The following is a 22,004-nucleotide window of genomic DNA, read 5'->3' as shown; positions in this document are numbered from 1 at the left end:
AATCTTATAAATTAAATAAATCTTTAAAAACTTTAACTAAACGCGATGAATCATCGCGCTTCACTTCGTCTCGCAAAGTGATAATAGGATCGTGAAGTAACTTATTCACAATCTGATGCAAACTTTTATTAATGGCCTCTTTATCAGAATCAGATAAATGATTCAATTTCTTAAAAAGTTTCTTTTGCTCATCATCTTTGATACCATGTAAACGCTCACGGAAGGAATTAATCAATGGACCTACAGATGAAAGCGCCTGTTCTTCACGGAACTCACGTAACTTCGCTTCGACAATTTCTTCGGCACGACCAAAGGCACGACCGCGTTTCTTGCGATTCTCTTCGGCAATCTTATTGAGATCATCAATATTGTAGACAAAAACATCCGTTAAGTTATTAATCTTCGGATCAATATCTCGTGGTACGGCAATATCAATTAAAAACATCGGCTCACGACGTTTCGACATAGCGCCTTTAATGAGATCTTTTTCCAGCACATAACTTGGAGACCCAGTTGAAGAAAGAATGATATCCGCATTCCACACTGCATCTTCCAATTGATCTAAAGCAAATGCTTTGCCCTTAAACTTTGAAGCCAACTTCTCTGCATTATCTAAACTGCGATTTGCGACCATAATTTGATCAACGCCTGCTTCAAAGAAATGAACACCGGCTAATTCACACATTTCGCCAGCACCAATGAGTAAAACTTTTTTACCTGATAAATGATCAAATATATTCTTAGATAACTGCACGGCAATTGACGCTACAGACACAGAACCCTTGCCAATCTCAGTATCTCGTCGGACCTGGCGAGCACATTTCAGCATCTGCTGATAGATGTGTGCAAAATTTGCTGTCGCATAATTCTGCTCAAAACTCAATTCAAAGGCACTCTTAACTTGCCCTAAAATCTGTACTTCACCAACCACGAGTGAATCTAAACCCGAAGCTACTTTAAAAAGGTGCTCCAAAGCCTCGTAGTCATTATAATTATAGAAAAAATCTTGCAGATCACTTTCTTTGAGTGATCCAACTTCCATCAAATACTTCTCTAAAACTGATTGCTCACCATTAAAAATAAACTCAGTGCGATTACAGGTTGAGATCAAAACAAATTCGCTCAAGCTATCACAGCAATAAGTCAGAATTTCCTTTAACTTATCTGCACCAAAAGAGAGTCTTTCACGCAATTCAACAGGCGCACTCTTATGATTTAAACCAATGATCGAAATAAAGGGAGTTGTCATTTCTGCACCTCCGTGAACACGGGCTCAGCAGCAGGTGCAAAAGTACTAATGCAACCATAGAAAATAATGAAGGCCAAAAACAAAATGGTGACAAAGCGCGCCAGAGTACGGCAAGTCATTTTCTTGGCATTATACATGGCGAATAAAACTGTATAAACAACCCAAAGGATGCTACCCCAAATAACTTTGAGCTCGTTAAAACCCTCGGAGTCTTTTTTAAAATAATAAATCACCGCAAAAGCTATACCCACGGTCATTGCTGACCAACCACGATTAAACGACACACTAAATACTTGTTGCAATCGGTCCAGCGAAGGAAGTTCTTGGTCCAAAGCCATCTCTTTGTGATTCTTAAGCGCTCTCAATTTAACAAGGTAAGTCACACTTTGCGCAAAGGTGAAAAAGAAAATTGCGAAGGCCGCAATCAACAAAGCTTGGTGCATGAATAAAAAGAACTGGCCATCATAAGACGTCTTTGTCAACAAACTCGTACCGTCATTGAACACAACAAAAGTCATCAAGACTAAAACAATCGGCATAAACGCCGTACCGAGTAAGCGATTTTTTGTTTTGTAGGCCGTGTAATAATAAATCACTGCCATCAACCAGTTGGTTAATAATAAATTGTCAATTTCTGAATTAAAAACCTGAGTAATCAACAACACAGTAAGACCCAAAAAACCCATAAGTGAGCTTAAAGTACCAAAGACAAAACTCTTTTTATCTCGTCTTAGGGCATGTGTACAAAACCCAGTAACCGAGAGCATAAAGAGCGCGTACACGCTGAAAAATAGTACATTAGTCATATTTTGATCTCAAATAATTTTTCACTTGCTCAGCGCAATTTTGCCCTGAAACAATGCAGTCATTCATTGAAACACCATACAGTGAAGTCCCCGTAATAAAAATTGATTTCTCACGTAAAGCATTTTGAATATATTCGACTTTCTTGTGATGACCTAATTCGTACATGGGGATCGCACGCTTCCAAGGGATGACTCGGAAAAAGTCCATGGCATCATCAACACCCAGTTTTTCTTTGAGTTCTTTGGCGATAATTTCTTTGAGCTCTTCTTCACTCAGATCCAATAATCCAGGCTCTCTAGCTCCACCAAACATCACTCGTAAGGTTGTACCTTCGGCATGATTTTCTGGAAAGATTTGAGATGAGAATAAGACGCCCAAAACTCGCGACTCTTGATTACTGGGAACCAAAAAACCAAAGCCACGAGGGATATCTAAAGTTTTGCTGAAACCGCAAACGGCCACTCCCACCGGTGTGTAAGGTACATGAACCAAATTTTCAGCAACGCCTGGCATGGCAGCTGTCATCATTTCACTGGTACGATCTGCGGGCGTCGCAAAGATGACAGCATCAAAATCATGCTGTTGCCCATCAAAACATAATATAGGTTTCTCATCTTCTACATTGAGAGTTGTGACTTGTGTATCACTCTTTAGGTTCACACGCTTAGACAACTCAGCTGGTAAAGATCGCATACCTCCCCTCAGACTACAAAGTCGCCCACGCTTGCGCTTAGCTGGAGCTAAACCCTTCTCAACTTTTTCTTTGTAAGCCGCTTTCATGCCTTTAATGACCGAGCCATGAGAACGCTGAGCCTCAAAAACTGCAGGAAAAGCCGAACGCATAGAAAGTTTTTTCGGGTCCGCAGCAAAAACTCCCGCTACAAATGGGTCGGCAATTTTCATCGCAAACTCTTCCGTAAATTGCTGGCTCACGAAATCATAAAGGCTCTCGTCTTCTTCTAACCTTGGTTTTTTAAAGATATCACCGAAGAGGCTAAGTTTCGTTTTTAAACTCAACTCGCCCCAGGTCATCATCGAAACTGGCCCTTCAGGAATGCGCTTTAAGGCTCCATCCATCCACAGGTAGCGTTTGGCTGCGTCTTCATTGGCAAACAAAACTTCTAGTCCCAATTCTTGACACAATTCAAAAATTTCGCGACGACTCGATAAAAAGCCATTGGGTCCCATTTCATGGGGAAACTCGGCTTTACGCTCACTTAAAATTTTTCCGCCCGCAGCAGACTCTTCTTCGAACACAGTGATCTCGGCATCGGGTAATTCTTTACCCAAAAAATAGGCGGTTGCGAGGCCACTAAGCCCCGCACCAACAACTGCAATTCTGTGAGTCTTCTCAGGCATAAATTATTTCTCTTCTTCTACGAGACCTTTGTGTAAGGACTTAAGGGCTTTTTCGTAATCGTGACGTTCAACGACAAACTGCATATTAACCTGACGCATGCATTGGTTGACTGCCAAAATATTAATTTGATTTTGAGCTAAATCTTCCGCTGATCTCGAAAGGAAACCGGGCTTATTCATGTTACTTCCAATCGCTGAGACAATCGCCACTTCCTTCATACTAACTTCAGCACCTTGAAAATTCGCTTTCAAATCGAGCATGAATTGTTCTTTCACATCTTTCTCAGGCAAGAAATGCGTAATGGTATTGGCGTTCGTATTCTTAGCTGTATAGCTCACTTTATGTTTAGCAAAAACTTCCATGATTCTGAAATCATAACCACTTTCTCCCACCATGTCGGGGTCGTGTACTTCAATGGCTAAAATATCATCGCGACCCGTCACCATTTCTACCCTTGGGAACTCACTGCGGAAACTCGTGTCGATCAAAGTCCCTGGGTGCTCAGGCTCAAAAGCATTTGTGACGCGGATTGGAATACTTAAGTTCTCCATTTCTTTGGAGGCTTTAGGGTGAATGGCTTCCATGCCCAAATCGGCGAGTTGGTCGGCTACGTCAAAATTGGTTCTGCCGATAATCTCAACTTTTTCTAAACCCATGAGATTGGGGTCACCTGAGGACAAGTGGAATTCTTTGTGAATTACGCCTTCGCGCGCTTCAGTTACACAGGCAATTTTAGAGAAAGTAATTTCACTATAACCGCGATCGAAAGTATGCATCAAGCCTTCTTTACATTTCGTGTAACCCGTCGCGACACAAATATTATTGGCGTAATCAACGCCCGCAAATTCGCTTTCAATCTTTTCGGCAAAAGGCTTGGCTTCATTATCTTTCCAGCCAGTCAAATCAATCAGCAGAGCATTGATGCCACGATTATTGAGAATATTAACTGAGTTCCACGCCGAGTGTGCTTCACCGACTGAACTCAATAATTCACGTGCCGCCATTAAAAATTCGTCTAAGTGAAAGTGCCCATAAGAACAAATGCGGCAAATATCTCTTAAGCAATTGCGAATCCCTTCAACGCGCTGATCCACATAACTATTAGCTTCTTCGAGATTGAGTCCCGCAGCCACCATTTCTTCGTTGACTGCTTTCATCTGCTCCGTCACTTTATCAAGGGCTTCTTCCCAGCGCTGATCACCATCTTTGAAGTACTGATAAACACCTGGCTCACCAGTTTTTTTGTGCTCTAACAAAGCATTCGTAATTCCACCATAGGCACTCACCACAAAAACTCTGTTGTAAATCTCATTTTCTTTGCGATTACCCAAAATGACATTATCCACAATCTCGCCAAAACGAGACATCGAAGTGCCACCAATTTTTTCAACTGTATGTTTAGACATTAATTGAATCCTTAACTTTTATATATTTTTAAATTTATTGAGTACTTGACTGATATCCTCAAGTACTTCGCAGCCTGTTGCTCTGAGACGGTCGGAATTTTGGTGACCTCCCCCAATTAGCAAACACTGCATTCCGGCTTCTCGCGCCACTTCATAATCGTGCATCGTATCGCCAATAAGCATACATTCTTCTGCCTTAAGCTGACTCGCACGCACAGCAGAGTGCGCCAAATCCACTTTCCCATGAGCTTTGAAGTCTTCAACCCCATGAACTGAATCAAAATGATCCCACAAGTCGAATTTTTTTACTAATGTATCCAAAAGCCCCTTTTCACAGGCTGACAAAATCGATTGTTTGTAACCCAACTTTTGCAGGCCTAGCAAAACTTCTCCGACTCCATTATGGAGTTCGGCAAATTCACCAAAAGATTGATTATAAGCTCCAATCCAGTCTATCGACATCTGACCGTAATCTTCTTCTTTGAGTTCAATTCCAATCTTTTTGTAAAAATCTATCACTGGAAAACCAAATTCTTTCAGGTACATCTCGCGATCCAATAATTTATCATGGCGCTCTTGTAAAAAGTTACCCGTTACGTGAACACAGAGGTCAACGTCATTTAATAGGGTTCCGTTCCAGTCCCAAAAGATATGTTTTACGCGTTTCATAAAGTTTATTTTAAAGCTTATTAATTTAGTAGAATTTAGCAAAGTTGAATATGCCTTAAATAGTCAATACTTAAAGTCGAACAGAAATATGTTCATCGGAACACTTTTTGAGCCACTAAATTAGAACATTTAAGAAAATCAAAAACTACTGAATAACAATCCATTACAGCAGAAAACATAAGGAAAAGCATAGCTTTAATTTTTAGAAAACTTTACAAACCCACTCTTGCAACACATATTAGCGCTTATTTTTGAAACTATAACCACCATTCCGGAACGCAATTATGGACATACATTTTATCACGAACTGCGAAATTGAACCTGAAGTCGACTGCCTCGTTATCCCTGCTTGGGAGAACGAAGTCCATGTCGCCATCAATAGTTCTTTAATCGCTTTAGAAGATCAAACTTCACTCAACCTTATTAATGATCGTGGTACAATTTCTGGAAAAGATCTTTTTTATCTCCCCACTCCCATGAGTGCTTATCGTGGCATCCTCATTTTAGGTCTCGGTAAAAAAGAAGGCGACATGAGCCATAAGTTCCGCAATGCTGCGGGCAAAGCTGTAGGGCTTTTACAGAAGTACAAAAAGCACCACCTACTCCTCGAACTTGAACACGCACCAGAACTTCAAACGCGCCACTTCGTTGCCGCAGTTAACCTCGCTCAATACGAACACACGGCCTTTAAAACAAAAGCTTCTGAAACAATCAAAGTCGATAACCTCTGTGTGCACCTTTGCACAAGTAAAGAAATCACTATCGAACAGATCAAAGCTAATCGTGCTCAGACTTTCACGGAATGTGCTAATTATGCACGTGACTTAGGCAATGCCCCAGGCAACGCCCTCACACCTAAAATCCTTGCGGAAAAAGCTCGCGAACTCGCCAAAGAAACTGAGTCCGAAATCGAAGTGCTTGGCGAAACAGATATGGAGAAACTCGGCATGGGCGCCCTACTCTCTGTTTCCCAAGGTTCTTCTGAAGAAGCTCAGCTCATCACTCTCAAACACACTCACCCAAGTGCCAGTAAAACAGTTGCCATCGTCGGTAAAGGTTTAACTTTTGACGCGGGTGGCACAAGCCTTAAGCCAAGTAAAGGCATGCAAGACATGAAGTTCGATATGTGTGGTGCAGCCGCCGTACTCGGTGCTTTCAAAGCTATCTGCGAATGCAACGCTGCTATCAACGTCGTTTGCGTTGTTCCAAGCTCAGAAAACTTGATCAATGGCGATGCAACGAAGCCTGGCGACATCGTCACTTCATACAGTGGTAAAACCATCGAAATCTACAATACTGATGCTGAAGGCCGACTCATCCTCTGTGATGCGATGGCTTATACAGTCGAAAAGCACAAGCCTGATGTCATGGTCGACGTAGCCACTCTTACGGGTGCTGCCATCGTTGCTTTAGGCCATGAAATGGCTGCAGTGATCTCGGAAGACGAGGAACTCCAAGGCGAGCTTATTGAAGCAGGCAAACAAGTTCACGAACGTCTTTGGCCTTTGCCGATCAACGACGACTACAAATCTTTACTTAAGGGCAAAGACGCTGACCTCTGTAACATTGGCCCTCCCTATGCTGGCACAGTAACGGCTGCTTGTTTCCTCTCAAACTTCACCGGCGATACTCGCTGGGCTCACCTCGATATTGCAGGAACTGCTTGGGGAATGAAAGGCTGCTCATATATTAACGAAAACCTTGCCAGTGGCTTTGGAGCTCGACTCCTAGCAAAATGGCTCATGAATATCTCAGAATGACCCCAACAGAAAATTTAGAAACAAAAAAAGCTAGTGTATATACTCTCGGATGCCGACTCAATCAGTCGGAATCATCCGTCATGGAACAAGGACTCAAAGAACAAGGGTTTGATATCGTCGATTTTAAAGGCGAATCAAATATAGCTATTGTAAACACCTGTACTGTCACCGCTCGTGCCGACTCGGACTGCCGTAATGTCATCCGTTCGTACATCCGCCGCAACCCCGATGCCTTTGTGGCTGTGGTTGGTTGCTACTCACAAATGGGCTACAAAACTCTCGCAGAAATCGAGGGTGTCGATCTCATCATCGGCAACCAAGATAAAATGTCTGTGCTTGATTACGTCAAGATGGGTAAAAACGAGAAGCCGCTCATCATTCGTGACCGCATTGTTAAAGAAGATTTCACGATCGACACCATGGGTCAATCCGACTCAAAAACTCGCGCCAACCTCAAAATCCAAGATGGTTGCGACTTCATGTGTACTTTCTGCATTATCCCCATGGCTCGTGGCCGTTCTCGCTCTCGTGACATGGAAAATCTTTTAGAAGAAGCCCGCACACTCATTGGCCAAGGTTTTAGAGAAATCGTCATCACTGGTGTCAATGTGGCAACGTATGATTCCCAAGGAAGAACTTTCCTCGACGTCATCGATCGCCTCAACGAGCTCGAAGGAATCGAACGCATTCGCATTAGTTCCATCGAGCCCACCACTATTCCCGAGAAGATCTTTGACTACATGGCGGACCCCAATCACGCTTTAGTTCCTTATTTGCATATCCCACTTCAAAGTGGATCTGATAAAGTTCTCAAGATCATGAAACGCCGCTATGAACGTCAAGAATTCCTCGACTTTATCAAGATGGCTTCAGAACGCGTTCCCGACCTCTGCATCGGCACTGATGTCATGGTTGGTATGTGCGGCGAAGACGAAAAAGAATTCGAAGATACTTGTGACTTCCTAATTAAATCACCGGTGAATTATTTCCACGTTTTTACTTTTTCTGAACGCGATGGAACTCCCGCAGTTAAAATGGAGGAAAAAGTACATCCTAAAGAAAAATCACATCGCTCCTCCGTTCTACGCGCGATCAGCGAACGCAAACGTTTAAAGTTTTATAATGACTACATCGGAAGGGAATTTGATGTTCTTTTCGAATCAGGTCACGATGGCTTATGGACCGGTTACACCGAGAACTTCATCCGCGTCTCCGTCGAGTATCCCGGCAACCTTAGCCGTCATATTCGCCGCGTTAAAATCACTCATACTGTTGCGGACTTCGCAATGGCCGAATTAGTCGATGAATAAAGAACTCACAGAGAAACTCCTTCAAGTTAAACAAGAACTTCAAAGTCTCGATAGCCTCGCCATTGCCTACTCTGGTGGGGTTGACTCCAGCCTTCTTGCCGCCTTAGCCTATGAGTTCATCTCACCTGAAAAAGTTGAACTCATCATTGCTGATTCCCCCTCTATTCCGCGCTCGGAACTCAAAGAAGCCAAAGCTTTAGCTGAAGAAAGGAATTGGGATTTAACTATTATCTACACTCACGAGATTGATAACCCCAACTACCAAGAAAACTCTGGTGACCGCTGTTACTACTGCAAATCGGAGCTCTTTTCCGAAATGTCGGCTTATGCTAAAGAAAAAGATATTCGCACTTTAGCTTATGGAGCCATCTTAGATGACTTGAGCGATCACCGCCCTGGCGCAAAAGCGGCAGCAGAACATGCCGTCATTGCCCCACTGCAAATCCTTAGTAAAGAAGAAATTCGTGAGCTCTCGCGGGAACGTGATTTACCTACGGCTTCACGCGCCTCTTTTGCCTGCTTAGCTTCACGCTTGCCCGTGGGTGAAAAAGTCACTGTACAAAAACTCACTCAAATCGAAATGGCCGAAGAAGTCCTGAAGGAACAAAAATTTTATCAATACCGCGCCCGTCATCACGGCGATCTCTTGCGAATTGAAGTTGAAGAAGAGGCGATTGAGCGCTTTTTAGACAAAGACTTTCGCAAAAACATTTTAAGCCAGCTCAAAAAAGTTGGCTATCGTCATATCACTTTAGATCTCGCGGGTTACCGCACGGGATCAACCCACTAAATTAGGACTCACCTCTATGAATCAGCTCATTGGTAATCTCGAAAAAATGATCACTTCCTGCCCCTCAAATGGCGGCTTAGTGGAATACTCACTCACTATGAATGGCGAAGCTAAACTTCCGCTCAATTCTTTACTCGGCAAGAAGATCTCGTGGTCATACCAAGGACAAATTAATTGTATCCATTGCGGCGCTCGCACAAAAAAGGCCGTTGGCCAAGGTTCATGCTGGCCCTGCTTCAATAACTTAGCCTGCAATGACCTCTGTATCATGAAACCAGAAACCTGTCACTATGCTAATGGTACTTGTCGTCAACCCAAGTGGGCCGATGAACATTGCATGACGGATCAAGCACTTTATTTAGCCCGTTCATCCGGTGTTAAAATCGGTATCACTCGTGGGGGCAATCACCTCACACGTTGGGCTGACCAAGGCGCTTCAGAAGCGCTCGTACTCGGACTTTTCCCCAGCCGCCTCGATGTGGGCAAGGCAGAAAAAGCGATCAGCTCAAGCGGAATTTCAGATCGCACGGGATGGCAAAAAATGCTCAAACACGATGTTGCGGACACCGCATTCGAGCCCATCATTGAACAAGTTCATGAGATCCTCACCGATGAGCAAAAGCAATTTTTGTTAGAAACTCCTCAGACCATTCAACTTGAGTACCCGCACTTGCAATGGCCAACAAAAGTAAAATCTGTCAAACTCGATAAAGTCCCCATCTACACCGCGACTCTTATCGCCATCAAAGGTCAGTACCTCATTTTTGACACTAACGAAGTCTTTAATATCCGTGCCCACTCAGGCTACAACATCGCTTTTTCTTGGGAAGACTAAAACCCAATTAAAGCCTAAGAGCATCTTAACTGATGCTCTTTTTTTGTGCTTATTCGCCATAAAATATAACAAAACCTTCAAAACATAGAATATGAGGGACCGTTAGGGATTTTTTTGTATCACTTAAAAACTTTTTTTGCTTTTAAGCTTAAGATTTGAAATTATTAAAGGTTATATCATGCAAAGGAAAAAATTCACTCTCATAGAATTACTCGTCGTCGTGGCCATCATTGGTATACTGGCCAGTTTATTAATGCCCTCCTTGAGTAAAGCTCGAGAGAAAGCTAAAACTGCCGTATGTAAAAGCAACCAAAAACAAATTAACTTATTTCTTTTCTCATTTTTGGATGACAACGACAATTATTACCCAGTCAATGCCAATGCCAATGGCGCAGGGTCTTGGGATGATAAACTTTCTGATTATGATGGACGGAATTATACAGATGCAGAAAAAAATGCCAATGGTATCATCGGTGAAGATATAAAAGTTTATGTATGCCCCTCCGATGAAGTCGCCCGAGACGACAGCACAAAAGCACGCATGTCTTACGGATTAAACCTAGGTAGAATTGTATGGGGTCAAACTAACTGGCGAGGATATTGTCGTGGCATAACAAGTTGGGGGCCAGGAGAAGTCCCTCCTTATGGTTCATCCAGAATAACAGACACCATTGATCCTTCAGATGTCATCGCCATGGCGGAGCGTCCACATAACACGCACTACCTCGGCTCCAGTACAGCAAACGAAAATCTCAACGTTGCACTTGACTTCCCTGATGCTGAGCTCCCTCACGATGGCTTGCAAGGAACTAATTATTTATTAATGGACGGAAGTGTGCGAAAGCTCAATTACTTCTCTACAGCAACGACCTCCTCGGGTAGCTTTAGCAACAATCCAGTAAACAATACTATGTGGGATGCACATAAGTAAAAACTTAACGTAATTATCAGCTTAAGGTAAATTTACATATAGGCCATTCGCAATCATTTAAAGTGCGTTCCGAGTTCTGGAATAACACTTTTTAGCTCCTTGATTATGAGCGCTGCAATGGCTTTGGCACCCTCTTTACTAAAATGGGTCGTGTCAGTTTCTGTGAAATTATATGTAGCACTCAACTTTGGTCCTATCTTGTTGTGATGTTTAATACTGATTGAATTCAGGTCAATGAACGGCACATGCATTTCTGTAGCGATAAACTTGGCTACTTGCGCGTAATCAGCCAGAGATCTACCATTGATCATCCGAGGCTCAATTTTACCATGTTTATCAAAATTTCGACGAGTGACTGAACTAAAAATAATAGCTTTACTGCCAGCATTTGTAATTCTCTTTACATAATTCTTCAGCTTATCACCATAGGCTTTAGTATCATATCGCTTCATATCGTTATGCCCGAATTGCACTATTACATAATTAGGTTTTTGCTTGAGGAGCACATCTAGCTTTGAGGATAGTGAGTCGAGTGCGGCACCATTTTTAGCATAGTTTAATACATTGACATTTTTATTGACTTCTAAGGCAAAGGCAGGTCCCCATCCATAGGTTGTGGCTACTGTTGAATCCCCTATTAAACCGATACTCAATTTGTTCTCTTTTGCCAGAGCGACATGCATGAGCAATATTAAGAGTCCTAAAATATTCATGAGCGATCTTCTCAACATCATTTTTCCTTTCTTTTATTTATCTAAGACTAGATTGTCCGAGCCTTAGCTAATCTTATTTTACTTAAATGATTTGCTTGAATTTTTCATATTTCGTTTCATGCCTGAATGCATTATTCGAATTACGAAAAGTGGTACTTACAATGCGCTAATCACCTATTTTTAGAACAAAACACACTTTTAAATCAGAGTTAAAAGCCCCTTGTTTACACCTTAAAAACTATGGTTTATTGTAGTAACATCTGAAATATAAAATCATCGCCATTTTTGTATTTTGGGTCCCGGTCTTTCCCGATCTGAAGGTAAAGCTTATTATGGCCAATGGCCTTTGATTTTTCTTTCATTTTTATCCCAAAGTTTCCGTGATGAATCGCATGACCAAAACTCTTGGATGGCAAGCTAATATCACCATTATAAGCCAGCCACATGGGAGGATCATCCTTACTTAAGTGATTAATAGGCGAGAACTCTTGATAAGTCGCTTGGTGCTTAGCGTAATTGGCAATGACGTCTTCCTTGCTTTTTTCACCCACGGCCATGACAATCATGCCGTGATAAACATAGGGCGCAATCCAGGGCGCAATCATTTTTGGGTCTATAGCACTTTGTGCACCCGCAACCGCAATGCCCTGAACGCGAGTAGATTCTCGCTCAACCGGATCTTTTGAATCTGGCTTGGCCAGGTCATCGTGACAAGCGAGCCACATGGAAGTACAACCACCCGCACTATCACCAGAAAGAACGAAACGGTTCTTATCGATATCCCATTCCTTAGCCTTGTAGCGCAGGAACTGAATCGCTCGAGCGGCATCGTGTACCGGCGCAGGCAATGGGTTCTCACCCGTTAAGCGATAATTGACGGCCGCGACAGAGATCCCCCGATCCAAATATTTCTTAATCCCCTTCATGCGGGTCTTATCTCCCTGAATCCACCCGCCTCCATGGATATAGACATGAACAGGTCGTATCCCCTCACCTTTGGCTTGCCAAAAATCCAGCTTATTACGCTCAAAATCCCCATAAGTCACATTGGCATAAGTTGGCAGCGTATCTCTAGAATCCACTTTTTTCTTTGGCACCTCTTTCTTCTTTGGCACCTCACTTGACGTTTGTTTAAAACTGACTCGTGCAGTTACAGGAAAATGATCAGAAGGGTAGCGCCCATTGTGATTTGTTTTTAAGATTTCAGCAGCTAAAACCTGAGCGTTTTTGGGAACAAAAATATAGTCAATTTTCGCCCCACTATCCTTCCCGGAAAAACCATGATAAGTTCCAACATTTTTTGCCTCAGGATTTAATACTCGAAAAGGGTCTACTGCTTTGGGATAAACGGCGTTTACAAAGGCCCCAGTTCCTTTTACTTGCGCTATGGCCTTACTTTCTTCTGCCGCATTGAAGTCGCCCATGACAATAAATGCATCTTTGAGTTTTTGACCATGAAGATGCTTCATGATCATCTCAGCTCCCTTTTCTCTGGCTTTGCCTGAGCCATCATCCAAATGAGTATTATACACGACTAATTCTTTAGATGTTTTTAATTCCTGCAATCGTGCCCAAGTACAAATCCGTCTGTGAGCACTTCTCCAACTTTTAGATACTTTTTCAGGAGTCTCCGATATCCAAAAGTCCCCTGAATCAAGAACCCTCACTTTACTCTTTAGGTATAAAACAGCTGAATACTGCCCCTTCGTTCCACCATCAGAAGCCACGCCAATGTGTCTATAATTCGGGAACTGTATTTTAAGCTCACCGAGTTGTTCGTGATTAGCTTCCTGTAGTCCCAAAACATCCGGTGCATAATCTTGTATGACTTTATAAACCAGTTCTTTCCTGAGATCCCAGGAGTTTTCTTTGTCCCTAGCATAACTATTGCGGATATTAAAGGACATGGCCTTGACTTCAAGAACTTGAGAATCGGCTGACTCTTGAGCACAAAGCTGAGCCAGAGCCAAATTGATTGTTACTAGAATAAAAAGAACCGCTTTCAATGGATTACTCATTCATGAATCCTTGCTCACTTGATCGTTATATCACTAAAGGAGGTTTTTGCTCCCTTCACGCCAAAACCAACATAACTTACACTGGTCATGCTCTCGGAAAATAAAATCTTGGAACTCACTCCGTTGACTGTTAGTTCAGCACTGCGTTTATCTAAATCCAAGACCAGTTTGCAGCTCATTTCTTTTCCTGGCTTAAATTTCTTCTTAGGCGCTGAACTATGTCCTCCAAGCCCCTCAAACACCGTCACTTCATTGGAGCCCGTCCAAGCACCTGCGAGAACAGAAGAAAGCGCATCTTCATCGCTGCTCACCACCAGAAATCCATTGCGAGTTAGCGCACGTGGATCAAGATCTCTCATCGTCCAAGTAATTTGCACTTTGCCGGTGTTGATCGGCTTTGCTAATTTCTTGAGGGCAAAATCAATTTTAGACTTATTATCGGACATGACTTCATGGCCATCCTTCACTTTTTTGATTGAAGCTGGGCCGACATAGCCCTTAGTTTTTGCCTTCACAAAAGCACTCGCCTGAGGTATTGGTACGACTGGGGTATACTCCTTTCCAAAAAACGGCAGATTTTTCCCCTCTAAACGCAGAACTAAACCCGGCACTGACAAATCTCCGGGGCTCGCTGCTGATAAACCAATCTCGTCGATGAGATCTCCAGAGAGTGAAATGGTATTGCCACTAATTTTGACTTTCGATTTTATATCCATCGAGCTATCGTCTAAAAGATCTTGTGCCCAAATGTGTTCAACATCCTCCAGTGAAGAGGCAAACGCCAAAATCAATTCTTTATAGCGCCCGACTACGCCGATTGGCTGTGAAGCATCTTTGATTTTTACCGTCACTTTAGCTCTTGGTTCAAACCAACGCTTCTCAGGACTCACGCGACCATCAGTGGCAATCCCCGTCGGCCCATTAGGATAGGTACTCACACAAACAAATGGTGCCGGTCCATCACTCTCGACTTTCGGCAAAGGCATATTACGCGCCATTATCGCTGGTGCACTCTGACTCACCATGCGACCATAGGTCCCCGCTGCCCAAGTATCCCAAGGCGTGTACACACAGCGATCAATTAATTCATTATCTGATGACAGATAAGTGCCCGTTCCGGCTGAAAATGCTGGCGCAATGCGTGCCCAACGTCCAAAGCGCGACACTTCATCGAAACGCTTTTGCATGAGCCTTGGCCCCGAAAGCTGATGGTGCAGATCTTTGCCATTATACGTTCTCTCTCCCATATTGGGGTGACGCTTACTCGCCACCAACACCCCTAAACCTACAGAGACATTACAATCATCCTGAACATTAATTAAAGCTTTATACTTGGCTTGCTGCTGAGTTTGTTTTAAAACGTCATGCGTTCTTCGCAAAGTCGTCGTGGTCATTAATAGGGGCGAAGCATCGTAAGTGCGGAAGACATCCACACTCTGCACCATGCTCAGCATTGCCCTGCGTAAATTGCCTCCAAAGTCGTAGACCGACGGGTAAGAAGCCTGATCCTGATTCCATTTGGGATTGATATTGCCGCCTGAGCCCGTGATGTATTCGAGGACGAGCTCTGGATAGATTGCATCCTTTACTTTTTGTGAAAAATATTTCCCGCCATCATTTCCGCCATCAATCTTCCAGTACTTAATCTCCGCATGCTTGGACCACTCAACAAAAGTTCGCGCCTGCTTTTCAGTAATATTGCCCCGCGTCCAAAGACCCAGTGAATTCCAGCCAAGTGCTTTTATTTCTTCATTAAACTTTTTAAGGCGATCCTTGGGCTCCAAATGTGCGTATTCCGCAAAATCACGCGGGTCAGTGATCATATTAAAAAATGGCATCCCTCCGGCGATGTACTCTTCTTTGCGTTTGGATTGCCAACCATGGTCAATCAGAAAAACATAATCCTTCCGGCTTTCGCGATCCAAATAAGTCGATGCCCAGCCATCCTTGGGATTAAATATTGTGTGATAATTGATCTCTTCCCGCGCAGCCGAATTGGTCACCCCCTTGAGGTCTTTGAGATCAGAACCTCGTCCAATCCAATAATTTTGCGCATACCAAGTACACCAATAATTAGCAACTGTGCTTTTCGCTTGTGGGACTAAATTAGGGCCTTCTTCATTCGCTATAATTGCACAAGTCGCAAACATGTATGCGAGTAATAGATAGATCTTCTTCATCGACTTAACCTGAAATTTAATTATTGATACTAAAAACAATTTAAACAGAAAAAAAAACCCTAATGCTACATCACTAAAGCCCATACATGAATATTTCTTTTAAAATTATATAAATTGACGAAAAAGAAACAAAATATGCCTGATGGAATTAAAAATTATTAAAAATAGTTTGCATTGTACCCGTCCTAGATGACTCCCATGCAGAGTGAGCTACTGATACGGCTTTGGCTCCATCTATCTCGTTGGGTGATGGTGGAAGATCTTTATCTAGGCAATCTTGTAAATGGCGCATATAGCGAATAACCGTCGCACCATGACCATAAACGCTGAGGTCTTTTTCGGGTTCAAAATGGAACTCTTGCCTTTCTTTTTGTCCATCCATCGAATAAACAATTCTTCCGGGACCATTATCACTAAATTCCGCTACTGCTGTAGCTTTAGTCCCATAAAGCGTCACTTGCATCATCGGACTTGGTGGTTCAACCACATCATAGAGCCCGCGTACCTGCGCAATAGCGCCTGAGTCAAATTTAAGATTGAGAAAGAATAAGTTATCCTGGGGAAATTCGGGAGTAAGTTTACCCTTAGTCGAAAAACAGTGAACTTCGGCAATATCACCCATAAAACTGCGCAAAATATCGACGGGATGAGTCACCCCGCCATACATCAAATCTTGCGGCATGCTAAGGCGCCAAGGAGTGAAGTCATAAACGGGGCGCATATCGTGATTATAATAAGCCTCTGCGGCCATAATTTCGCCCAAATCACCTTCTTTATAAAATTTGCGCAGAGCGCTAAATTGACGATCAAAACGCATAGTTTGACCCAATAAAAATTTAGTCCCGCTTTTTCTTACTGCTTGGACAATAGCCTTTGCATACTCAAGACTCGTCACCATGGGTTTAGTACAAATCACATGCTTGCCCGCCTCCAGTGCTGCGAGGCAATGCTCAGCATGTAAGCCATCCGGTGAATAAACCGCCACCACATCGACTTGAGGATGTTCCACGAGTTCTCGGTAATCCATCGTAGCAAAAGGCACAGTTTTCTCTTTAGCTAGATCGTGTATCCCCTCTTCATTAGAGCAAATGGCCTCTAGCGAATAGCGCAAATCCGCTTCATCCTTTAGCAAAAACATCGTACTACCCATATTCTCAGCACTGATACCAATCACGCCCAAACCAATTTTTGCTTTTTTCATTATTCACCATCAAGTTTCAAACGAGTTCATAGGAACTCCAAATTTCGCCATCAACACAAGATTGTGCAATCGTTTATTTCACATTACAATTCACCATATAAATGACTAGCTCACTCCCACTAGCAGACAGAAAAAAGCGTGAGTTTAAAAGAAAACTCACGCTTTTTCTTGACGTTCATTTCAATCTTTATAGATCGTACTGAGGAATCTTCATCCATTCGCCACCAGCGAGTGCTGATTTGTGGGCAATCACTCCAGCGAGAGTCATATTGAGAGCATCACCGATGTCGACTATCGGTTTTTTATCCAATAAGATGGATTCGATGAAATTACTGGTTAACTGACCATGTGATCCACCATGATGTCCTGCATTCACCCCTGGAGGCAGTGCTGGTCGAGTGCCCTTAACTTTATTGCTTCGTGGTTTTTGACCATAACAACGCCCCTTTTCTCCATGGGCATTTTTCATATCCCAACTCACGGCCATACGGGAGATACCTCCCTCACTTGTCTTCAACATGGCAACTTCAGTGCCAAAGGGGTTTTTATGCTCATTATTTTCTGCTTGGAATTCAGCGTAAAGGCTCTTGGTACCCAAGCCTGACACCTCAGTAAAACGCCCACCCGTAACAGAAACATAATAAGCAGTTGAATGTGTCGGATACCACATGGGAACGAGTCCACGGCGCCAACCATTCTTATCAATTTTACCATTCTTGGGATTATAACTTGCTAAGCCATGAGGGCCAAAGTCATGATAATATTCACCCTCAGAGTAAATTACTTTACCCAAGGCTCCTGCTTGGTACTGCATGCGATCGGCGTAAAGCCCCGCGTGAAATGTTGAGGTCTCGTTCATCATGTATTTCATACCGCTTTTCTTGACCGCATTAAAGAGTTCTTCAGCTTCATCTTCCGCTTCAAAACCAAAAACTGCGGGAACTGCAGAAGCGACGTGCTTGCCATGATTGAGCGCCATGATAGCGAGACGAGCATGACTCGGCGCATCAGTGGCAATATATACCGCCTCAATACTCTTGTCCTTGATCATCTCTTCACAAGATGGATAAGTTTTTTTCGCACCCACTGCTTTTGCTAAGGCCGCACAACGTCCTGGATCGAGATCAGTTGCCGCCACAACTTCAACATTGGGATGATTTTGATAAAACCAAGAAGCACCAAATTGACAGAGACCGTAGCCCGCTATCCCCACACGAATCTTACGGTCAGAAATGGGCTTCCAACCTTGCGCATGTGTTCCTGTATTCTGATTTTTTTCAAAACCCGGAATAATATTGCCTTGGGCATCACGCGGTGCTTCAGCTGCTAAACTCTGTTGATTCAGAGCGCCCATGCCAAGTAGAGCACCAGCACCTCCTATGCCCTGTAAAAATCCACGACGAGATAAGTTCGATTTATCTTGATTCATTTTTTATACCCTTATGTTTTTTACTTATTATATACAAATCATTGTCTTTTAAAAGAATTCTTACGGTCCATCGAGCATGAAAGTCCAATCATCAAAAGTGTGATTGTTCCCCGCCGTATAATTGGCTTGTCGAAAAGCTACATGGCCGTCAACAAACAAAACGTTCCCCCAACCATTATCCTCTTTGTGCCAAGAACTAATGTGAAAAGGAACCAAATTAACAAAAAACGCATTAAAGGAAAAATCGTTCGCAAGAATGACTTGTGATGGATTGGCTATACTATTTTGTGTACGTCCCACCATGGACGAGATATGATTATTACCATTTTCGCTATTATTATATAAATAACTCGTTCCAAAAGCATCCCAAATCGTTGGACCCCTACCCCAAGTTCCTTCTGTACCATCGTCACTCGGACATTTAAAAACCTCAATGGCTCCTTTACTTGTTGTTGTCACAGGACCTTCTATTCCGAGATAGGGGTTTAAAAAACGTATCGTCCCCTGATACTCTGTCCCTTGCTTGCCACCCCAGTTCTGGTAATCATATTGAACCTGAACAGTATTGCTATCATAACTAGCAAATGATCCATTATGATCATCTGAATACATTTGACTCAGGGTACCTATTTGTCTTAGGTTACTCTTGCACACTGCTGTCCTAGCTTTTTTCCTCGCTTTTCCTAAAGCTGGTAATACAAGCGATGCTAATATTCCAATGATTGCTACGACCACGAGCAATTCAATCAAGGTGAAACTTCTTGGCTGTTTTAAGCTATTTGTATTCATGCTATTTCCTTGTTTATGTCTCTTATTAAGTTTCGCCTGCGATGCTTACAGGCAGTTCATCTAAATCGTACTAATTAAATTTTAAATCTGACCTTGCTCTTGGGATTTTTCTTACTTGTCTCAACAAAATCAAAGAGGTAAAGAATGACACCGACGTGACAGCTATACCACAACTGCTTATAATCGAAACCCACAACTATACGATTATCAGGCTGAAGGTAATAAGTGGTGTAATTGGCGGTTTGTTGGGCGCGTTGACGCATCTTTTCGTCGCCTGTTGCTTGTGCTAATTCCATCAGCATAGACGCCCAGTTCAAGCTATGGATCCCCATCACATAATTGCATTGCAATTGCTCGCGAATCCCTTCCGCTGGCTCAAAACCGGAAATCTTATCCAAAAAGATCTTCTCAATCCATTGATTCAGTTCAATGGCCATTTCGAGGTAGCCGTTATCTTCTGTTCTATTGGCCAAGAGGTAGCGAATCGTATCGAGGCAATCATAATTTGTACGGCCACGTGGGCTCGGGGGAATATCTTCGTAAAAGCCACGGAATTCTTTAGTTTTGATGGGACCATTCACCAACCAATGCCAAGTTTTATCGCGATAGGGACGATAATGACTATTCTCGTTAAACTTGTCCACGCGCTCGAATAACTTCACCGCATAAATCACGCTACTGGTATATTCCTCGACCACTCTTTCGGTCTTGGGATCGACTCTAAAGGGCCAAGTTCCATTGGGACGCTGACGCAAGCTCAAGGTTTTTGCAATCGCTTCTCCTGCTTTGAGGAAACGATCTTTGCCAGTCGCCTCATACAGGTCGAGATAAGCCAGTGCTAAGATAGCTGATTTATCGGGCATAATCCCCGCACCATCGCGAAAGCCACCTGGCTTTTTGTGCTCAAAAGTACTGTAGGGCATGCTACCATAAGCCCAGTCAGTTGGTGTGCTATTGGCTATATCCCAATCCGCTAAATCAATGGCCTCCTGCAAGGCTCGTTCATCCCCCGCATATTTCCAATAAGAAATAAAGGTTTTTATATTAAGTGCATGGTGAAAAGCTGGGTAAGAAGTCATTCTATCGACCGCTCTCGGGAAAGGTATGCCATTGTGCTGAACGTTAGAATAATAAACCCAAGGTCTCTGCATTTTCCCCTTGTCATCTAGCAAGGTTTCTTCTGCGCCAAACCACTCTAAGTGATCATCTAAGATAAAAGACATGCCGCGTTTAATCGTTTCATCATAGGATTGCAAAGGCAATAAAAGTCCTGCCGCATCACGCATTCGTGGCGCAATCACCATGTTATCTTTCCAGTCGTATAGGCCATTAGCCCCAATTTGATTTTTCACTTCTTTAGCAAGTAACTTTTGAGACTTCTCAAATAAATCACTAGGGTATAAGTCCTTAATTTCTTGCTCATTTAAAGCACTTTTGTAGATCCTAAAATCATCCAAACTGCCAATGAAATTTTCACCATATTGGCCCATATATTTGCCTGCCAGCCCTGCACTGACTCCCTTAAAATCAAAAGAACTTCTGTATGCACTACTCGCTTTACCATTGAGGTAGCCAATCACTTTCCCATCTTGCCTAAAAACAAAGGCTATATGCTGCCATAAGCCTTGATCACTGATGCCTTTGATGATAGAAATCCAATTCTTTGCATTCCACAATTCAATATTAATCCCATTGATGCGCAAAGCACCCGCTTGACCATGAACGGGACCATTGAGCTGTGAAAAGATTCTACCATCATTTTGCGTCGTATTTGTTTTCATCCAAAAACTAAGCGTCACAGGAGCCTTTAAACCTAAGTCACCTAAGTCAAGCGCTTGACTTCCTGCCGGAAACTCAAGTCCTTTACCCAGAACGCCATCGTCCGACTTTTGGCTTGATAAATTTAAATCCACTTGATTGCCAGAGTGATCTTTTACTTGATTATTCGAGACTTCATCAAAAGACCAATGACGATAGACAGGATCAGTTGCCATGACTGAGAATCCACAGAAACTGAGAAATATAAATAAATTGAAATTCATAAAAAGCCTTAATTTTGTTATTAAAATAACTAATCTCTTATGGAAAATCCATTTTTGATTGTTTGATTAATCAAACAATCATACTCCACATCTTATAGAATGTCAAGAAAATTCACTATCTTTCATTGCACATAAAATATTTTTTACCCAAAAATGAAGATTATATTATAAATTTATGCACCCTCGTAAATATCCTCTTATCACCTGAAGTCCTATCGTGACTCATGTCGTCATCGGGCCTGATGAGTCTCCCTATTCTAATAAAAAATCTGTACTGGGATCGTCTTCTTGCGCTATAGAGTAAGGGATTCTACTTGAGTGAGAACCGCATGAGATTATTTTATCAAGTCAGCCTGATAGAGCTCCGCAACTTCCTTAGCACTCAGTGCTTTTGGGGAAAGGGTTAATTCATCTATCGCTCCAATAAAAGGCTCTCCCCAAGCTCTTAAAAAGCTGCTCCCTAGACCAGCTTCAACTCCTTTGAAATCAAAACGGCTTGACACTTGCTGAGACTT

Annotated in this window: 18 protein-coding genes; 5 read left to right on the top strand and 13 right to left on the bottom strand. The window is 42.7% G+C overall.

Translation table 11 applies throughout. From position 1 onward, the window contains the following. Nucleotides 1–4: 4 nt before the first annotated feature. From hemA to LNTAR_RS18810, 5 genes are read right to left on the bottom strand one after another with little or no spacing between them, the layout of a single operon-like run. The gene (gene hemA, locus LNTAR_RS18830; protein WP_007280346.1) at nucleotides 5–1,249 is read right to left on the bottom strand and encodes a glutamyl-tRNA reductase; all 1,245 of its coding nucleotides are present in this window, start codon (nucleotides 1,247–1,249) and stop codon (nucleotides 5–7) included. Further along, nucleotides 1,246–2,055: a cytochrome c biogenesis protein CcsA gene (ccsA, locus tag LNTAR_RS18825; RefSeq protein ID WP_007280345.1), complete on the bottom strand. Its 810-nt coding sequence runs from the start codon at nucleotides 2,053–2,055 to the stop codon at nucleotides 1,246–1,248. Before ccsA ends, hemA begins: the two co-directional genes overlap by 4 nt. Continuing rightward, entirely contained in the window at nucleotides 2,048–3,415 is a 1,368-nt protein-coding gene (gene hemG / locus LNTAR_RS18820; RefSeq protein ID WP_007280344.1) for a protoporphyrinogen oxidase, read from the bottom strand. The genes ccsA and hemG overlap by 8 nt, the downstream gene beginning before the upstream one ends. A 3-nt stretch (nucleotides 3,416–3,418) precedes the next feature. Further along, nucleotides 3,419–4,822 (bottom strand): aspartate kinase, encoded by a 1,404-nt coding sequence (locus LNTAR_RS18815; protein WP_007280343.1) that lies wholly within the window; start codon nucleotides 4,820–4,822, stop codon nucleotides 3,419–3,421. Between the two features lie 18 nt (nucleotides 4,823–4,840). After that, nucleotides 4,841–5,491, bottom strand: a complete 651-nt coding sequence (locus LNTAR_RS18810; RefSeq protein ID WP_157473720.1) for an HAD family hydrolase — start codon at nucleotides 5,489–5,491, stop codon at nucleotides 4,841–4,843. A 284-nt stretch (nucleotides 5,492–5,775) separates the two neighbouring features. Here LNTAR_RS18810 and LNTAR_RS18805 point away from each other — a divergent pair, with 284 nt between their 5' ends. From LNTAR_RS18805 to LNTAR_RS26085, 5 genes are all read left to right on the top strand, one after another. Next, nucleotides 5,776–7,251: a leucyl aminopeptidase gene (locus LNTAR_RS18805; protein ID WP_007280341.1), complete on the top strand. Its 1,476-nt coding sequence runs from the start codon at nucleotides 5,776–5,778 to the stop codon at nucleotides 7,249–7,251. Further along, nucleotides 7,248–8,561 carry a tRNA (N(6)-L-threonylcarbamoyladenosine(37)-C(2))-methylthiotransferase MtaB gene (gene mtaB, locus LNTAR_RS18800; protein WP_007280340.1) on the top strand — a complete coding sequence of 438 codons (1,314 nt, stop codon included), beginning with the start codon at nucleotides 7,248–7,250 and terminating at the stop codon, nucleotides 8,559–8,561. The genes LNTAR_RS18805 and mtaB overlap by 4 nt, the downstream gene beginning before the upstream one ends. Then, the gene (gene larE / locus LNTAR_RS18795) at nucleotides 8,554–9,351 is read left to right on the top strand and encodes an ATP-dependent sacrificial sulfur transferase LarE (RefSeq protein ID WP_007280339.1); all 798 of its coding nucleotides are present in this window, start codon (nucleotides 8,554–8,556) and stop codon (nucleotides 9,349–9,351) included. The genes mtaB and larE overlap by 8 nt, the downstream gene beginning before the upstream one ends. A 16-nt stretch (nucleotides 9,352–9,367) precedes the next feature. Further along, nucleotides 9,368–10,186 carry a DUF2797 domain-containing protein gene (locus tag LNTAR_RS18790; RefSeq protein WP_007280338.1) on the top strand — a complete coding sequence of 273 codons (819 nt, stop codon included), beginning with the start codon at nucleotides 9,368–9,370 and terminating at the stop codon, nucleotides 10,184–10,186. A gap of 178 nt (nucleotides 10,187–10,364) precedes the next feature. Next, a complete protein-coding gene (locus LNTAR_RS26085; protein WP_007280337.1) occupies nucleotides 10,365–11,117 on the top strand; it encodes a type II secretion system protein in 753 nt (250 codons plus the stop codon). Nucleotides 11,118–11,170: 53 nt separating this feature from the next. Here LNTAR_RS26085 and LNTAR_RS18780 read toward each other — a convergent pair whose 3' ends face one another. The 8 genes from LNTAR_RS18780 to LNTAR_RS28045 all read right to left on the bottom strand — a co-directional run. After that, a complete protein-coding gene (locus LNTAR_RS18780; RefSeq protein WP_040915337.1) occupies nucleotides 11,171–11,830 on the bottom strand; it encodes a rhamnogalacturonan acetylesterase in 660 nt (219 codons plus the stop codon). 245 nt (nucleotides 11,831–12,075) lie between these two features. Further along, nucleotides 12,076–13,848 carry an endonuclease/exonuclease/phosphatase family protein gene (locus LNTAR_RS26765; protein ID WP_007280335.1) on the bottom strand — a complete coding sequence of 591 codons (1,773 nt, stop codon included), beginning with the start codon at nucleotides 13,846–13,848 and terminating at the stop codon, nucleotides 12,076–12,078. A gap of 14 nt (nucleotides 13,849–13,862) precedes the next feature. Then, nucleotides 13,863–16,028, bottom strand: coding sequence for a hypothetical protein (locus tag LNTAR_RS18770; RefSeq protein ID WP_007280334.1), 2,166 nt, complete (start codon nucleotides 16,026–16,028; stop codon nucleotides 13,863–13,865). Nucleotides 16,029–16,176: 148 nt separating this feature from the next. Further along, nucleotides 16,177–17,229 (bottom strand): Gfo/Idh/MocA family protein, encoded by a 1,053-nt coding sequence (locus LNTAR_RS18765; protein ID WP_007280333.1) that lies wholly within the window; start codon nucleotides 17,227–17,229, stop codon nucleotides 16,177–16,179. Nucleotides 17,230–17,416: 187 nt separating this feature from the next. After that, on the bottom strand, nucleotides 17,417–18,658 hold the full coding sequence (locus LNTAR_RS18760; RefSeq protein WP_007280332.1) for a Gfo/Idh/MocA family protein: 1,242 nt from the start codon (nucleotides 18,656–18,658) through the stop codon (nucleotides 17,417–17,419). Nucleotides 18,659–18,718: 60 nt separating this feature from the next. Next, nucleotides 18,719–19,447 carry a type II secretion system protein gene (locus LNTAR_RS26080; protein WP_007280331.1) on the bottom strand — a complete coding sequence of 243 codons (729 nt, stop codon included), beginning with the start codon at nucleotides 19,445–19,447 and terminating at the stop codon, nucleotides 18,719–18,721. 74 nt (nucleotides 19,448–19,521) lie between these two features. Then, on the bottom strand, nucleotides 19,522–21,489 hold the full coding sequence (locus tag LNTAR_RS18750) for a LamG-like jellyroll fold domain-containing protein (protein WP_083800089.1): 1,968 nt from the start codon (nucleotides 21,487–21,489) through the stop codon (nucleotides 19,522–19,524). A 335-nt stretch (nucleotides 21,490–21,824) separates the two neighbouring features. Continuing rightward, nucleotides 21,825–22,004, bottom strand: a 180-nt coding sequence (locus LNTAR_RS28045) for a hypothetical protein (RefSeq protein ID WP_007280328.1), incomplete at its 5' end; no start/stop codon positions are given.

The organism is Lentisphaera araneosa HTCC2155, assembly GCF_000170755.1.
GTDB classification, from domain to species: Bacteria; Verrucomicrobiota; Lentisphaeria; order Lentisphaerales; family Lentisphaeraceae; genus Lentisphaera; species Lentisphaera araneosa.
This window is presented reverse-complemented; position numbering and strand designations above follow the sequence as displayed.

Excerpts from the sequence above, each read along its gene's own strand:
- hemA (WP_007280346.1), bottom strand. The coding sequence starts at position 1,249 with ATGACAACTCCCTTTATTTCGATCATTGGTTTAAATCATAAGAGTGCG.
- ccsA (WP_007280345.1), bottom strand. The coding sequence starts at position 2,055 with ATGACTAATGTACTATTTTTCAGCGTGTACGCGCTCTTTATGCTCTCG.
- hemG (WP_007280344.1), bottom strand. The coding sequence starts at position 3,415 with ATGCCTGAGAAGACTCACAGAATTGCAGTTGTTGGTGCGGGGCTTAGT.
- LNTAR_RS18815 (WP_007280343.1), bottom strand. The coding sequence starts at position 4,822 with ATGTCTAAACATACAGTTGAAAAAATTGGTGGCACTTCGATGTCTCGT.
- LNTAR_RS18810 (WP_157473720.1), bottom strand. The coding sequence starts at position 5,491 with ATGAAACGCGTAAAACATATCTTTTGGGACTGGAACGGAACCCTATTA.
- LNTAR_RS18805 (WP_007280341.1), top strand. The coding sequence starts at position 5,776 with ATGGACATACATTTTATCACGAACTGCGAAATTGAACCTGAAGTCGAC.
- mtaB (WP_007280340.1), top strand. The coding sequence starts at position 7,248 with ATGACCCCAACAGAAAATTTAGAAACAAAAAAAGCTAGTGTATATACT.
- larE (WP_007280339.1), top strand. The coding sequence starts at position 8,554 with ATGAATAAAGAACTCACAGAGAAACTCCTTCAAGTTAAACAAGAACTT.
- LNTAR_RS18790 (WP_007280338.1), top strand. The coding sequence starts at position 9,368 with ATGAATCAGCTCATTGGTAATCTCGAAAAAATGATCACTTCCTGCCCC.
- LNTAR_RS26085 (WP_007280337.1), top strand. The coding sequence starts at position 10,365 with ATGCAAAGGAAAAAATTCACTCTCATAGAATTACTCGTCGTCGTGGCC.
- LNTAR_RS18780 (WP_040915337.1), bottom strand. The coding sequence starts at position 11,830 with ATGAATATTTTAGGACTCTTAATATTGCTCATGCATGTCGCTCTGGCA.
- LNTAR_RS26765 (WP_007280335.1), bottom strand. The coding sequence starts at position 13,848 with ATGAGTAATCCATTGAAAGCGGTTCTTTTTATTCTAGTAACAATCAAT.
- LNTAR_RS18770 (WP_007280334.1), bottom strand. The coding sequence starts at position 16,028 with ATGAAGAAGATCTATCTATTACTCGCATACATGTTTGCGACTTGTGCA.
- LNTAR_RS18765 (WP_007280333.1), bottom strand. The coding sequence starts at position 17,229 with ATGAAAAAAGCAAAAATTGGTTTGGGCGTGATTGGTATCAGTGCTGAG.
- LNTAR_RS18760 (WP_007280332.1), bottom strand. The coding sequence starts at position 18,658 with ATGAATCAAGATAAATCGAACTTATCTCGTCGTGGATTTTTACAGGGC.
- LNTAR_RS26080 (WP_007280331.1), bottom strand. The coding sequence starts at position 19,447 with ATGAATACAAATAGCTTAAAACAGCCAAGAAGTTTCACCTTGATTGAA.
- LNTAR_RS18750 (WP_083800089.1), bottom strand. The coding sequence starts at position 21,489 with ATGAATTTCAATTTATTTATATTTCTCAGTTTCTGTGGATTCTCAGTC.